This window comes from Romboutsia sp. 1001713B170207_170306_H8, from assembly GCF_015550495.1.
Taxonomy (GTDB): domain Bacteria; phylum Bacillota; class Clostridia; order Peptostreptococcales; family Peptostreptococcaceae; genus Romboutsia_E.
Genome location: NZ_JADNAX010000015.1, coordinates 1 through 13,056, shown reverse-complemented (window position 1 = coordinate 13,056; position 13,056 = coordinate 1). Strand labels below are relative to the sequence as shown.

23 protein-coding genes are annotated in these 13,056 nt (G+C 26.9%); 10 read left to right on the top strand and 13 right to left on the bottom strand.

Annotated features, from left to right (window positions below):
- Positions 1-11: 11 nt before the first annotated feature.
- From I2A66_RS15645 to I2A66_RS15620, 6 genes are all read right to left on the bottom strand, one after another.
- Positions 12-155, bottom strand: coding sequence for a hypothetical protein (locus tag I2A66_RS15645; protein WP_195251961.1), 144 nt, complete (start codon positions 153-155; stop codon positions 12-14).
- 4 nt (positions 156-159) lie between these two features.
- A complete protein-coding gene (locus tag I2A66_RS15640) occupies positions 160-348 on the bottom strand; it encodes a hypothetical protein (protein WP_195251960.1) in 189 nt (62 codons plus the stop codon).
- Entirely contained in the window at positions 342-509 is a 168-nt protein-coding gene (locus tag I2A66_RS15635; protein ID WP_195251959.1) for an aspartyl-phosphate phosphatase Spo0E family protein, read from the bottom strand. Before I2A66_RS15635 ends, I2A66_RS15640 begins: the two co-directional genes overlap by 7 nt.
- Positions 510-521: 12 nt before the next feature.
- Entirely contained in the window at positions 522-1,526 is a 1,005-nt protein-coding gene (locus I2A66_RS15630; protein WP_195251958.1) for a nucleoid-associated protein, read from the bottom strand.
- Positions 1,527-1,542: 16 nt separating this feature from the next.
- A complete protein-coding gene (locus tag I2A66_RS15625) occupies positions 1,543-2,544 on the bottom strand; it encodes a hypothetical protein (RefSeq protein ID WP_195251957.1) in 1,002 nt (333 codons plus the stop codon).
- Positions 2,545-2,738: 194 nt separating this feature from the next.
- Positions 2,739-2,894, bottom strand: coding sequence for a hypothetical protein (locus tag I2A66_RS15620; RefSeq protein WP_195251956.1), 156 nt, complete (start codon positions 2,892-2,894; stop codon positions 2,739-2,741).
- A 152-nt stretch (positions 2,895-3,046) separates the two neighbouring features.
- On the opposite strand from I2A66_RS15620, the gene I2A66_RS15615 reads away from it, so the two are divergent.
- Complete coding sequence (locus I2A66_RS15615; RefSeq protein WP_195251955.1) at positions 3,047-3,391, top strand: helix-turn-helix domain-containing protein; 345 nt, start codon at positions 3,047-3,049, stop codon at positions 3,389-3,391.
- An 11-nt stretch (positions 3,392-3,402) separates the two neighbouring features.
- On the opposite strand, the gene I2A66_RS15610 is transcribed toward I2A66_RS15615, so the two are convergent.
- The 3 genes from I2A66_RS15610 to I2A66_RS17335 all read right to left on the bottom strand — a co-directional run bounded on the left by I2A66_RS15610 (position 3,403) and on the right by I2A66_RS17335 (position 4,381).
- On the bottom strand, positions 3,403-3,561 hold the full coding sequence (locus I2A66_RS15610; RefSeq protein WP_195251954.1) for a hypothetical protein: 159 nt from the start codon (positions 3,559-3,561) through the stop codon (positions 3,403-3,405).
- Positions 3,562-3,628: 67 nt separating this feature from the next.
- Positions 3,629-4,207, bottom strand: a complete 579-nt coding sequence (locus I2A66_RS15605) for a DNA-methyltransferase (RefSeq protein ID WP_330615495.1) — start codon at positions 4,205-4,207, stop codon at positions 3,629-3,631.
- A 12-nt stretch (positions 4,208-4,219) separates the two neighbouring features.
- Positions 4,220-4,381: a hypothetical protein gene (locus I2A66_RS17335; RefSeq protein ID WP_243238753.1), complete on the bottom strand. Its 162-nt coding sequence runs from the start codon at positions 4,379-4,381 to the stop codon at positions 4,220-4,222.
- A gap of 172 nt (positions 4,382-4,553) precedes the next feature.
- Between I2A66_RS17335 and lexA the strand changes: the two genes are divergently transcribed.
- From lexA to I2A66_RS15560, 9 genes are all read left to right on the top strand, one after another.
- Positions 4,554-5,174, top strand: coding sequence for a transcriptional repressor LexA (lexA, locus tag I2A66_RS15600; RefSeq protein ID WP_195251953.1), 621 nt, complete (start codon positions 4,554-4,556; stop codon positions 5,172-5,174).
- Between the two features lie 397 nt (positions 5,175-5,571).
- Positions 5,572-5,730, top strand: a complete 159-nt coding sequence (locus I2A66_RS15595; RefSeq protein ID WP_195251952.1) for a hypothetical protein — start codon at positions 5,572-5,574, stop codon at positions 5,728-5,730.
- A complete protein-coding gene (locus I2A66_RS15590; protein WP_195251951.1) occupies positions 5,714-6,493 on the top strand; it encodes a helix-turn-helix domain-containing protein in 780 nt (259 codons plus the stop codon). The genes I2A66_RS15595 and I2A66_RS15590 overlap by 17 nt, the downstream gene beginning before the upstream one ends.
- Positions 6,494-6,517: 24 nt before the next feature.
- A complete protein-coding gene (locus I2A66_RS15585; RefSeq protein WP_195251950.1) occupies positions 6,518-6,730 on the top strand; it encodes a hypothetical protein in 213 nt (70 codons plus the stop codon).
- A gap of 293 nt (positions 6,731-7,023) precedes the next feature.
- Complete coding sequence (locus tag I2A66_RS15580) at positions 7,024-7,269, top strand: hypothetical protein (protein ID WP_195251949.1); 246 nt, start codon at positions 7,024-7,026, stop codon at positions 7,267-7,269.
- 45 nt (positions 7,270-7,314) lie between these two features.
- Positions 7,315-8,256, top strand: a complete 942-nt coding sequence (locus I2A66_RS15575) for a ParM/StbA family protein (protein ID WP_147516471.1) — start codon at positions 7,315-7,317, stop codon at positions 8,254-8,256.
- A gap of 16 nt (positions 8,257-8,272) precedes the next feature.
- The gene (locus I2A66_RS15570; protein ID WP_195251948.1) at positions 8,273-8,962 is read left to right on the top strand and encodes a GIY-YIG nuclease family protein; all 690 of its coding nucleotides are present in this window, start codon (positions 8,273-8,275) and stop codon (positions 8,960-8,962) included.
- 101 nt (positions 8,963-9,063) lie between these two features.
- A complete protein-coding gene (locus tag I2A66_RS15565; RefSeq protein WP_195251947.1) occupies positions 9,064-9,228 on the top strand; it encodes a hypothetical protein in 165 nt (54 codons plus the stop codon).
- Positions 9,229-9,232: 4 nt separating this feature from the next.
- A complete protein-coding gene (locus tag I2A66_RS15560) occupies positions 9,233-9,373 on the top strand; it encodes a hypothetical protein (protein ID WP_195251946.1) in 141 nt (46 codons plus the stop codon).
- A 650-nt stretch (positions 9,374-10,023) separates the two neighbouring features.
- Here I2A66_RS15560 and I2A66_RS15555 read toward each other — a convergent pair.
- The 4 genes from I2A66_RS15555 to I2A66_RS15540 all read right to left on the bottom strand — a co-directional run.
- Entirely contained in the window at positions 10,024-10,761 is a 738-nt protein-coding gene (locus I2A66_RS15555; protein ID WP_147516473.1) for a peptidoglycan recognition protein family protein, read from the bottom strand.
- A 1-nt stretch (position 10,762) separates the two neighbouring features.
- Positions 10,763-11,029 (bottom strand): phage holin, encoded by a 267-nt coding sequence (locus tag I2A66_RS15550; protein WP_147516474.1) that lies wholly within the window; start codon positions 11,027-11,029, stop codon positions 10,763-10,765.
- A gap of 12 nt (positions 11,030-11,041) precedes the next feature.
- Positions 11,042-11,272 carry a hemolysin XhlA family protein gene (locus tag I2A66_RS15545; protein WP_147516475.1) on the bottom strand — a complete coding sequence of 77 codons (231 nt, stop codon included), beginning with the start codon at positions 11,270-11,272 and terminating at the stop codon, positions 11,042-11,044.
- Between the two features lie 149 nt (positions 11,273-11,421).
- Positions 11,422-13,056: CD1375 family protein (locus I2A66_RS15540; protein WP_279309977.1), on the bottom strand; the 1,635-nt coding region annotated here is incomplete at its 5' end.

Below are 13,056 nucleotides of genomic sequence, written 5' to 3'. Positions count from 1 at the left end.
ATCACGTTTCATTAGTTACTAGACTCTTTTGATTCATTTATCAATCTTAATTCCTCTAAAGCTTCTTCCCATGCTTCTTGAGGAGTTATACCTTTCTTAATAGATATATGATTCGCTATTTCATCTAGCATTTTTGCCTGTTCTAATATATCCATATCTTCACCCTTTGTTTTGCATTGTTATTAATTTTTTAATTAATCTATCAGCATTTACTGCAACTCTTATATTCCCCTTTAATCTTTTCCCTACTATGCAGTATGCTAGTACTTTGTAATTTATATAATTATGTATATCATTAATATTATGAGCCAATGAGTTACCCTTATTTTCAATCTGTCTTATTAGCATCTTGTTAACTTAAAATCCTTATACTTTTCTATCTTCCTTAAATTTTCAATCTGTTCTGGAAGTACTACATCATCTAATCTTGTACTACACTCTATTACTTTCTTATGCCTTAATCCATATTGATCTATTAACTCATTTAACTCCTTTTTTAATGCATCCATGTTACTTGCCCCCTATTTTTCTTCTATATAATTTAAATTCTTTATTACTAAATCATATGTTCCATTTTCATTCATTCTTAGTTTAAACTTCATAGGATCTTCAAAATCACTTAAGTTCCCTTTTATCTCAAACCCATTATTTGCTTTAATTATTCTTTTCTTTAGCTTCTTTTCTATATACTTTTTATCAATATTAAAATCTTTGTTAATACCATTATCATCTAAATGATCTCTTAGGCTTTCTTCTATATCTTCATCTAATTTGCTACTCTGTATGAATTTATCTATATCCATAACTGAATTTTCTTTTAATATATAGTTCCTTACTCCTCTTACATACTCTGCTTGTTTAATATCATTTGAAAATGCATTAGTTATAAAATTATCCGTTACACTTTTAAATACTTTTGTCTTATATTTATCATCTTCTATTTTTTGTGCATCTAAAAATTTCTTAACAAAATATGAATCATTTCCTTCTTTTTCAGCTTCTTTATCAAGTACTCTTAGCTGCCATTCATCATTAATTCCATTAACTCCAACTATAGCTGCATGTTTAGGTCTGCTACTTTCAGTTATTCCTATTTCATTAGTTTGTATTTGTATATTAAATTTCTCATCTTTAAAATCTATAGAATGATTAAACATCTTTTTATAGTCTAACCTTACTATTGCAATATATTTTTCATCTTTCTCAGTATATAAACATATCGCTAGATCAGATGATACTAATTCTGACTCTAACCTCATAATCTCAAATAAATATGCAGCTATTTCTTTAGAATTATCTAAGAATGTTTTTTCATCATATATTATTTGTTCACAACAATTCCTTACCAAGTTGTTATCATAATTATTAAATTTAGCTACCCTTAAATCATCATCTTTCTTTACTTTTCTTACTATTTTTTCAAAGAATCTATCTACGTCTTTACTTACTCTACCTTCATAATCATTTAATATTGGTGTATCATTATCTTTATCTAATATGTGTACTACAAATTTATGTATTACCATTTCTATCTCCCCTTCATCAAAGTTTTCTCATCAAGACATGAATGTATGGAATATTAGTCCATTTATTCTTTGTCACGGTGAATTTTATAAGCTTATAGTTTTGATAAAGCTTCTTCATTTCTTCTTCAATTAAGTTGTGATTATAGCTCATATTGTATATTTTTCGTCTAGATAGTTTTTTAGCTGTAGTTATCTTAGGCTCTTTTAATCCTTTACTACATCCCCATCTCTTTTTTCCTTTTGGGTCTTTTGATAAATATGTGGCTAAGTCAGTTATATGTTTTTCATCAGGATCTACACGTCTTATATTGTTTCTTCTGCTATACTTCCAACAACTTTCTACTAGATCCATAGATAGTTCTGAACTTAATAACATATGAACATGATATTTTCCTTTTCCTTCTTTTGAGATTTCAATAACATACATGTACTTTATTTTTTTATACTTTGCTTTTTTATGTTTCTTTTTCTTGCTCTTATATACAACTCTCTTATTTTCAATTTCAGCATTCATCTGTATTTTTCTATACTGATAGTTAAGCTTGTTTATATATGCTCTTACTTGTTTTTTAGCTTCTTCATGATCCTTTGGCCTATTCTTATTAGTCCAGTTAAGTGTTATATAATAATCACCTTTTCCAAAGTTAGCATTAGCTTTTCTTACAAAGTTCTTAACTGCATTGTTATTATTAAGATTCTTTTGAGCTTGTTTTGTAGTTTTCACTCTTAACTCATCAGGTATATCTTTCTTTGAGAATAGTGGGTACATTTCTACTTCTCTTATTGGTCCTGATGTTATTGTTCTTGTTTCATACACACATTTAGCTCTTGCATCTAATATTTCATCTATGTTATTGATTGATACAACTTCGTCATCTATAGTTACTTGTTGTTGTGTCATTCTCTCTATTAACTTTTCAAAATCAACTTCTGTATATTGATTTTTATAGCCTTTCTTTTTCTTGTTGATTTTATTTTTTATTGTCTCTTCATGATCACATGTATTTTTTTCTAACATCTTAGCCACCTATTTTTGAACATCACTTCTTTTATTGATTAATTCTTATTTATTCATATATTTTTGAACTACTTTTTTATCAAACTTTAATACTTAGTACAAGTCCGTTAAAGGCTCACCGAACCTTTTGAAAAAACTGGACTTTATTTACTTTTTATAGAGTGTGATTTATATTAAAAACCACACTCTTTTATTTACTTATTTTCGCTTCTATTTTGAGATACATTTTTCTCATTCTCAACTTCAAATAAAGCATCTAATCTCCCCTTGAATCTTTCAAATTTTAAAGGATTTAATTTTTTCAGCATTACTAGTTTGTTTTTCATTAAGTCAATATCTGTCTTTGACATTTTTGAGCCTCCTTTTTCATGTCTTTGACATTTATTTTATTATGTCTTAGACATAATTGTCAAGCTTTAGTATTACTTTGACATTTATTTTATTTTTAATCATTGCAATGACATATTTTTTAATATATAATATGTCATTAGGAGGTGTATTTGTGAAATCAAGATTAAAAGATTTAAGAAACAAATTAGGACTATCTCAGAAAGACTTTGGAACTATGATTCATCTATCCCAAGACCACATTTCTTCTCTTGAAAACGGAAGAAGAAATATAACTGACAGAACAATAAATGATATTTGTGATAAGTTTAATGTAAATGAGGAATGGTTAAGATATGGAAAAGGTGAAATGAAAAAAGATATTACTGAAGATGTTGATGCTCCTGATGAAATAAAAATATTATTAAAAAAATTTCTTTTATTAAATGATTCTGATAAAAGAAAAATGGAAAATATTTTAGATTCATTCCTTGAAGAAGAATTAAAAAAAGAAGAGTAGATCTTTATGGTCTACTCTTCTTTTTTTAATTCTTCTTCATATAATTTAGCATCTACATATCCTTTTATATATTCTAACTTTGATTCATTAATTTTTTTTAGAAGTAATAATTTTTCTGATATCCTTAACATTTCTTCCTTCATGACTCCTCCAAACATAAAAATATCCAAAATTTGCCCCTTAAAAGGCTTTTTATTCTTTTTTTGATACTTTATTCAAATAAAGATTATTTTTCGCTTAAATTTGATTTATGTACGCTCTTGATATTCTGTCTTTAGCTTTTTCAAAGTAATTTTTATCTAATTCTATTCCAATAAATCTTCGATTGATATTTCCTGCAGCAACTCCTGTGCTACCACTCCCCATGCAATTATCTGAAACTATATCATTTTCTCTTGTATATGTTTTAATTAAATACTCCAAAAGATCAATCGGTTTTTGAGTCGGATGTATTGTATTTGTTTCTTTATTGAAAAATAAAACATTATTTGGATAATTTGTGTATTCAATTGTATGTTCTTTCAATAATGTTGAAACTTTATAAATACTATCTTCACTATTTTCTTTTATTTTTCTTTTTTTGATTAACGGCTTGTCTAACTTCTTTAATCCCTGTGGCACGTACAATGGCTTTTTCTTATAAAATACATTAATATCTTCAACTTTTCGCATTGGTTGATGTTTAGCAAATGCAAAGCCAGTACAAGTATTTTTTACCCAGTACCAACTATATTTATAATTTCTCAAATTAGAGTTTATTAACTTTGTTGTAAATGGTTGTGCTGAAAATAAAACAATAACACCATCGTCTTTTATGATTCGATTATACTATTCCCACATCAAATCAAATGGAATTATATTATCCCACTTGCAGTCTGTTGTCCCATAAGGGAGGTCACAAAGGATCATATAAATCGTTTTATCTTTAATACTTTTCATTTTCTGTATACATTCATCATTATGTAACTCATATCTTTTTAATTCATTCATAAATATCACTCTCCCACACTTTAGACAAACATATGTTTGTCTAAAAATTAAAAAAATATTTACAATTCTATTTTTATTTGTTATTATAATTTCATAAATCATCCCGAACATATGTTCGATTAAATTATATCATTTTTTTATTTTGTTTTCAATACGAATTTAGGGAGGTCATATGTTTTTAGATTTAAATAATAAACAAATATTAATATTAGATTTTATAAGAAATCATGTCATGGAAAAAGGATATCCTCCAGCAGTTAGAGAAATATGTGCTGCTTTAAATATAAAATCAACTTCAACAGTACATAGTAATTTAAAGAAACTAGAACAACTAGGATATATAAAAAGGGATAGCGAGATACCAAGAGGTATTGAAGTATTAAAAAAAGATGAAGAACAAAGTCATCCTATTATCAATCTCCCTTTAGTCGGCAAAGTCTCTGCAGGTACTGGTATATTTGCAGAAGAAAATATTGAAGAGTTTATCCCTTTGCCAAGTGGTTTAGTTAAAGGTGATGAAAACTTCATTCTAAAAATAGATGGAGATAGTATGATCCATGCAGGAATTTTAAATGGCGACTATGTAATAGTTGATAAAAAAAGTATTGCAAATAATAACCAAATAGTAGTTGCTCTTATAAATAATGAGTATGCAACTGTGAAGAGATTTTTCATAGAAGATACTAAAATTAGATTGCAACCTGAAAATGATCTTATGAGTCCAATGTATTTTGATAAACATGAAATTAAAATTCTAGGAATAGTTACTGGTGTCTTTAGAACAATAAAATAATTAAAATATAAACTTTTCACCGACCCCCCTTTTTTTGGGGTATCGGAAAAAAGTTAGTATTTTCAATGATTATAGACTTTTTTAAAAGTTTTTTTCGACCCCCCTTTTTTTGGGGTATCGGAAAATCTCGACCCCCCTTTTTTTGGGGTATCGAAAAAAGTTAGTATTTTCAATACTTTCATCCATTTTTTATGCAATTTTCGATACCCCCTTTTTTGGATGCTCCATTTTTTGGGTCATCCGTAAAACGGGGTACTACTATTAACAGTATTTTACTATTAACAATATTTACTATTAATATATTTTATATATTTATATATTTATATATTTGTTGACAGAGTGATTCACTTATGCTAAGGTTTAATTAGTGAACCACTAAGAAAGGAATAAAATTAACATGGCAGTAGGGAAAGATAAACACAGAAGATCTGTAACATTCACAAAAGAAAATTATAAGATTATCGAAGAAGTTGCAATTAAAGAAAAAACGACAATTTCAAAATTAATTAACAGACTTATAGAAAAGGAGTATATAGAAAATGGCAAAACTGATTGATGGCATAGATTTTAATAAAATAGAAAATAACGCAGTAGTATACGAAAATACATCTCTTCAAAGTTACGGATATGGTATAATCTCACAATACGCAACAACAATGAAAGGTTTATCTTTACAAGCAAAAGGTGTGTATGCTTACCTTATTGCATTTGCAGGTATTGATAAACAAACATATCCTTCTCAAAAAAGAATGTGTTATGATCTTGGAATAAAAAAAGAAGATACTTTAAGAAAATACATAAAAGAATTACAAGCAACTGGTTTAATTAAAATATATAAAACTAAGAAAGATAATATTCATTACAAAAATGTTTATGTTATTGCAGATGACACTAGAACTATAGAACAATGGAAGTTAGAATATCAAGAAGATAACGGAATTAAAGAAGTTAAAATACAAAAAGAAAAGCCTAAGAAAATTGAAAAGCCTAAAATTGATGATAATGGGAATATGGTATTTGAAAATAAATGTAAAAAATCCCCAACCGAGCCACCAGTTGAGGATAATTCCGAAAATAATTCTAAAGTTTCAAAGATTAATAATTATATTGTATCAAATACAGATATTGATTACAACAGTAAAAATATGCCAGATGTATTTGATATGTATGTAACTAACGATGAACGATGGATAGAAATATCCAAAAGCGAGAGTATATGGAATAGTTTATCTGAATCAAGAAAAAGATATATTTTAGAATTTGCAAATGAAAATAAATTCTATATACCTGATTTCATAGATAAATTTAAGTATTTATAATATCACAACAAAAAGGAGATTAACATGAGTAAGCCTATATTGTTAGATAGTGACCTAATATCTAACAAAACAATTTCTTTGGAGCTAAAAGGTTTTATCGCATGCATAAGGTATTTAGATTTTAATAAAATACCTATGACTAACGAAAGAATATCAGAGATTGCAGGTTTAAGTAATGATGATATTAAAGTTTTTTTTAAAAAATGTATAGAATTAGGATTATTAGAATATACGTAAAATGAATATTAATAAAAGTGTCTATTAGGGCACTTTTTTATTGTCTATTTTTTACAAGAGGGTTAAAGATATAATTACTAGAATAGTACAAGTAGTATTAATTGGAATTAACATTAAATTTAAAATGAATTGTAATATTATGGTTAATAGATTGTGATTTTATTGTAGGTAAACTTAATTACGATTTTAATGCAATTGCCTTGCGATTTTTAATAAATTTATTTTGAATTCAAAAAGTATTGACAAATAATTCAAAATGAATTATTATTAAATTAATAAGCGAGGTGATAAACATGAGTAAAGAAACTTATAACTTACAAATACCTATAAGTACATCGTTTAAAGACATCTTAAAAGAATTAGCAGATGAAGATGATAGAGCTTTAAGAGTGTATTGTAGGAGAGTTTTAGAGGAACACGTAAAAAGTTTAGGGAAAGATATAGAAAACAAAGATAAAACTAACAAGGAAAATGTAACAACTAAAGACGTTACAAAAGAAACTGAACCAACGAAACCTAAAGTTGGTGGGTTTAGATAAGCAATTTAATGTACATTTAAAATTAAATATTTGGAGGAGATATAAATGAAAATAGTAAGTGCAGGAATTGATTTAGGAAATAGTATGTTAAAAGCTACTAAGTATGAAAAAGGTGAGAAAGTTAGAGTAAAAATACCTAATCGAATTGAGTATAAAGAAATACTAAATCCAAAAGCTAGAAAGTTTGAATTTGATGGCTCTGTTATATACATAGGCGTTGGAGAACTTAACAATAATGTATTAAAACATACTAGAAAGCATTTATTAGAAGAAACTCTTTTAATGATTCACGAATTATATCCAATGGATCAGGTCTTAAAGGTTGATTTAAAATTAGGTTTACCACCGAAACAATATTTTAATAAGTCATATTTAAAAGAGTTTGAACAACATTTTAAAACTGGAGTAGAATTTAACTATGCTGTAAATGGTATATCTAAAAAAGTAACTTTTAACTCTGTTGATGTAAAAGTAGAAGGGTATTCAGCTTTTGTTAGCAACATTGATAGCATAGGAGATATAAAGCAAGATATTTTATCAATAGATGTAGGCGGAGGAACTACAGACGCTTGCAATTATAAGTTTGATTATGATGATGAAATATATTATCCCTATGAAACTGAAACTATCCCAAAGGGTGTAATTGATTTTGCTGAATTAATTACTCTTTATTTCAATGAAAAAGAAAATGCAGATATAGAAAAAGATTTAATAGATAGTTTATTAAAGAATAATAAAGAATACATAGAATATAAAAATAAAAAGTACAAGTTATCTGATTATCTTATTGCTATAGAACCCCTAGCAAATGATATTTTAAATAAAATAACTAATAAATTTGGGTCGCTAGACAGATATGTTATAGTTGGTACTGGTGGAGGATATAAGACTTTCAATAAGGTGATAAAAGATCAAATATCTAAAGAAATACAACTAGATGAAGATTCTCAATTCTTCGGAAATTCAGACGGATATCTAGAACAATAGGGTATTGGTGACTATAATGAAAAATTGTGTATATAGATTTATAGGAAGAGATCATAACCTAATATACATAGGTAAGGCTAAAAATTTAGAGAAAAGATTAAGTAATCATAACCATCTTGAAGATGAATGTTATAAAGAATTAGCTTATATAGAGTATACTTCTTTCGATAGTGAGCATGAAATGGATTTTGCAGAACGATATTATATTCAGAAACTTAATCCTAAATACAACATGGTATTATCAGATAAGCCAATATCATTTAACTGTGAAGAGTTAGATAAAAGGTGTTTTAAAATATATGAGGTTAATCAATATGTAGTAGAACATACATTAGAACAGATAGAACTATTAAAAAAAGAAGACCTTTGTGCTGAAACAAATGTATCTATAATTGAATTAGCAGGGATACTTACTATAGTGAAGTGCGATAGTTATTTGAATATAAAAACAGGTTATAAAGATAAATTAAAATCATATGATGAAATGAAAAAATGTTCTTATGCCTTTTCAGAAAATTTTGTAAAAAAAATAAATGAATTAAAAGAGAAATATCATTTATTAGACATAGTCCTAGCTTATAAAGATATTCATAATATTGGAAAATATTTAGATGTAAAAAAAGAAGAATTTTTACTTAATTTAAAATACAAAGAAAAATATAAAGAAGAATGGAAAATTCTAGAATTTATATTAAAATGTAAATAAATATAAAAAAGAGAACACAACAAAGAATAGTTATGCCCTCACTCGCAATGATAGTATAACATTCTTTGTAAAAATAAACAATACAAAAAGGTGATTGCATAATGATTGATATATTTTTATATAAAGGAATATGTCCTTTTTGCGATAATAAAGCAGAAGTAATACATATAGAGCAAGTAGATAAAATTAATATATTAGTAGATTTTGAATGTCAATGTGACTGGAAACATTTCAAAATATTAGATAAAAGGAAGTATAGGAGATAGTTAAGTGGAACAGTTATATTTTGAAGAAGTACTAGAGGATCTATTTGTTCCTAAACTATGTAAACAATGTGAAAATAATTGTAAAATATATATTATATCTAAAGATGCAGATATATATTGTTCTAACTTTGAAAAGAACAAATAATTAATTAAAAAATAAAAGGTGTCCAATGAGGCACTTTTTATTTTTTTACATTTATATTGTAAATATAATTTCCTAGTTGAAAAGAATTTAAATCAATTAAAATAAAAAGCACTCTATTAAAGAGTGCTTTTTCACGATTACAATCTTTTGAAAGATTCTAAGAGGTAGAGTCACAAACCCTACTTATAGACTCTTTAGCGATAAACAAAGGGTATGATATATTATAGCATATTTAATTTTAATTTGTATATCATATTTGTATTTTTTTTAAAAAACATAAAAATACAAATGACATAAAAGTTATTATTTTATGCCGACATTGAAATTTAAATATTATATATGATTTTATAACTGACATTGCCAGTACGTAGCGATATCAACAGGTTTACTAACAGAAATTAGCAATTTATCAACATATTTTCTATAATTATCAACAATAAAAATAAAAGGTAGCCAAGTTGGGAATGGCTACCTTTTTATGTTAGTTAAGCACTAACAAGCTCTCACAATTCACCTCATGTAAGTTTGGGTCGATAAGTTCTCGAAGGATTAAATCCCTTTTTTATATTATATCATTGATACTTATTTTTCATCAGATACGTTTAAATAAAAGTAAAAAGCCTTTATTTTTCCTTGTATGTATATTGTATCTATTTATATTTTCTACCTTCATTTTTACCGTTATCTAAATAATGCTTTTCTGCAGATAGACTTGAATTATTATTTACTGCTAACAATACATCTTCATATGCGAATAAATAATCTATATCATTATTATATATTCTTCCTTCTTTAGCACCAAATTCTTTATAGTGATCAAGTGGCTTAAATGTAGATTTATGCATACACTCAAGCAACACGTCTTTATATAATTTTAAATATGTTACTGGATTAAAATCATTTGGCAAGATAGAATTATTTAGTTCTTCTAGGATTAACTTTTTAAATTCAGTCATATTTGTTCTATGAGGACAATTTTTATTAGCAAAATCCCTGTGAGCTTTAACGTTATCTATGCTCCAATTATACTTATTTAAAAGTTCAGCAACTACTTTAGCTGCTAGTTTTTCAGCATTATCAAAACGTTCTCCACCATTTAGTGAATAACATATCTCTATTGATATATATTTTCTATTACCGTCACCAGTTTTACCATCACCGCAAGCCCAAGCATTACGGTTTAAAGGTAAAACTTGTATTGCTTCAATATCATCAACGACAATGTGGAACGATGTTTGATTATTATTAGACTTCATATATTTAGCTTCATTTTTAGCACTAGCGTTATTATATGTATTGTGAATTACTATACCAACAGGGGACATTGTGTAAGGACACTTTATATTATATTTGCTACTACTTACTAAACTTTGTTTTATTATACTCATATTATTTTACCTCCTTATTTAATACATTTAAACTATCATTTATACCTTTTGTTGTAGGATCTAAAATTGCATTATAAACACTTATAACAACTAATCCTAATACATATGGATTAGAAAAAGCACCTAGCAATAAATCGCCAAGTGCTTTCCACGTTGTTAAATCTTGTACTGTTAGTCCCGCATATGCCAATATTGGAACTAATACACTCATCCATAGTTGAGCTACAAATAAAGGGTTCTTAAATCTTACCTTCCAGTTTATTTTCATACTAATCTCCTCCTAAAATATATTGTTTTGAATTGCATAAAAAAAGAAGCCTACTAGACTTCCTACTCCTAACCCCAAGAGCCATTTTATTGCACTCGTAAGATTTTCTAAGTTACTACATAAATTTTGTATATGTACCTTTAGTTCAGCATTAGATTGCTCTAATTTGTCAATCCTTTCAGAATGATTATTAATTCTCCTTTCATGTGTATCTAGTTCTTTTCTTACTAATTCTTCATTCATACTAACCTCCTTAATTTTATATTAAAAAAGACTAGATGATCTTCACCTAGTCTTTCGGAAAAACTTATATTTTTTAGTTCTCAATTTGTATCTTATTGTCTACTAAATACGCAATAAAAAAGAACTTAATTACTCACCTGTAACAAGTTCTACTTTTCTAATTTATTTAATATATCTTGTACTTCTTTTCTATATCTCGCAGGAACATCCTCTATTGTTTTAAGTCCTCTTATAACCATAGCTACGTACATATCTACCATTTTACTCATCGTCCTTTCGTTATTAATTACTTGTGGTATTGATTCTAATATAGGTTCTAACATCGTATACATTTCATCAGTCGCTAAAAGTGATATATTTATCAAATCATCTTGAACTTGATTTGTTTCTTGTAAACCATATACGTTAGGTATTCCATTAGTATAGCTAGCAGCCATAGACTGAACTGGAGCTACACTCTTAACGCTTACAGTTGCATTATTGGGTATTTCTAGTAACAATCTATCTGTGTCTATTGTTTCATAATAAGGTTCTGCTAGTTCTAGAATTAAATTATATTCAATGTTATTATTCTTCATATAGGTTTTTAGTTCATCAACTGTTGAACCGTATTCTTTAGGTAGCCAAAATGTTAATGCTCCATACGGTTTAGTACCATCCAGTCTAACATGAAATATATCATCAGAATTGTTTTGAATATATGGTATTTTATCACAACAACCTTCTCCATTTGATTTAAACTTATAACCTGTCATTGCTAAACCATATCTATTACAATTAGACAAATTATTATCATACATCCTTATATCATCATTATGTGATAGTAAATAACTACCCATTTTATGATAATGTTTCAACTCACCGTCAATGTAAACTATTTCATCAGTTTTGTGTAGTGGTGAATTTAGATATACTGTTTTAGTTGAGTAATAATAAGGTTCGTATGAAGTTACTTGTGTTCCTTCCTCTAGTTGAAGTTTACTCACCTTAACCGTATAAATTTTACTTTCCAATGGCACAATGTTACCTGTTGTTATAGTTATATATTTATAATTAGTTAAGTCTATAGTTGTATTAATGTTAAATTCTTTACCTCCGTTTTTTTGAATCAAATAATTGTAACTATCATTATGCGTATTTCTTGTATTTTCTATGTTGTGACATATTACTTTCAAATTATATTTATTATTATCTAAACTAAGGTCGCCACTTAAAATGTATTGTCCTTTAAAACTAGATACATCAACATTTTTGTATATTATTGAACCTTTACTAACACCGCTTTGAGGTGATAATGAACCTGTTAAATCTAATGTTTGAGTAACATCTTGCAACCCTAATAAATTCTTAGTTCTTACCTCAACTTCACATTTATACTTACCTAAATTTTCTATACTTTCTTCACCACTATCAACCATTTCTTGTGTTACTTTACAGTTTTCAAAGGTAGATTGCATACCTTCGATATATCCACTAGGTTTATTAGCAACAACTGTATAACCAGTAAACGCTTCATGAGCCTTATATTGGAATTGATTATCAGATTGTATTTCTACATTAACTAATGTATTACCTACAATTTTATCTATAATAACCAAACCTTCTTTACTACCTTCTAACTTTAAAGAATTTCCTTCACCTTCTATTGAAAGCCTTCCATCTTTATTTTCATTAAATAAACCTTGTATATATACATCTTGAACTTTATTCTTCTCCTCAATATCAAGAAGTCTTGAATCTTGTTCCTCATTTTTACTTTCAACTTGATCTATTCTATTCGTATT

Excerpts from the sequence above, each read along its gene's own strand:
- I2A66_RS15645 (WP_195251961.1), bottom strand. The coding sequence starts at position 155 with ATGGATATATTAGAACAGGCAAAAATGCTAGATGAAATAGCGAATCAT.
- I2A66_RS15640 (WP_195251960.1), bottom strand. The coding sequence starts at position 348 with ATGCTAATAAGACAGATTGAAAATAAGGGTAACTCATTGGCTCATAAT.
- I2A66_RS15635 (WP_195251959.1), bottom strand. The coding sequence starts at position 509 with ATGGATGCATTAAAAAAGGAGTTAAATGAGTTAATAGATCAATATGGA.
- I2A66_RS15630 (WP_195251958.1), bottom strand. The coding sequence starts at position 1,526 with ATGGTAATACATAAATTTGTAGTACACATATTAGATAAAGATAATGAT.
- I2A66_RS15625 (WP_195251957.1), bottom strand. The coding sequence starts at position 2,544 with ATGTTAGAAAAAAATACATGTGATCATGAAGAGACAATAAAAAATAAA.
- I2A66_RS15620 (WP_195251956.1), bottom strand. The coding sequence starts at position 2,894 with ATGTCAAAGACAGATATTGACTTAATGAAAAACAAACTAGTAATGCTG.
- I2A66_RS17335 (WP_243238753.1), bottom strand. The coding sequence starts at position 4,381 with ATGAATGAATTAAAAAGATATGAGTTACATAATGATGAATGTATACAG.
- lexA (WP_195251953.1), top strand. The coding sequence starts at position 4,554 with ATGTTTTTAGATTTAAATAATAAACAAATATTAATATTAGATTTTATA.
- I2A66_RS15595 (WP_195251952.1), top strand. The coding sequence starts at position 5,572 with ATGGCAGTAGGGAAAGATAAACACAGAAGATCTGTAACATTCACAAAA.
- I2A66_RS15590 (WP_195251951.1), top strand. The coding sequence starts at position 5,714 with ATGGCAAAACTGATTGATGGCATAGATTTTAATAAAATAGAAAATAAC.
- I2A66_RS15585 (WP_195251950.1), top strand. The coding sequence starts at position 6,518 with ATGAGTAAGCCTATATTGTTAGATAGTGACCTAATATCTAACAAAACA.
- I2A66_RS15580 (WP_195251949.1), top strand. The coding sequence starts at position 7,024 with ATGAGTAAAGAAACTTATAACTTACAAATACCTATAAGTACATCGTTT.
- I2A66_RS15575 (WP_147516471.1), top strand. The coding sequence starts at position 7,315 with ATGAAAATAGTAAGTGCAGGAATTGATTTAGGAAATAGTATGTTAAAA.
- I2A66_RS15570 (WP_195251948.1), top strand. The coding sequence starts at position 8,273 with ATGAAAAATTGTGTATATAGATTTATAGGAAGAGATCATAACCTAATA.
- I2A66_RS15565 (WP_195251947.1), top strand. The coding sequence starts at position 9,064 with ATGATTGATATATTTTTATATAAAGGAATATGTCCTTTTTGCGATAAT.
- I2A66_RS15555 (WP_147516473.1), bottom strand. The coding sequence starts at position 10,761 with ATGAGTATAATAAAACAAAGTTTAGTAAGTAGTAGCAAATATAATATA.
- I2A66_RS15550 (WP_147516474.1), bottom strand. The coding sequence starts at position 11,029 with ATGAAAATAAACTGGAAGGTAAGATTTAAGAACCCTTTATTTGTAGCT.
- I2A66_RS15545 (WP_147516475.1), bottom strand. The coding sequence starts at position 11,272 with ATGAATGAAGAATTAGTAAGAAAAGAACTAGATACACATGAAAGGAGA.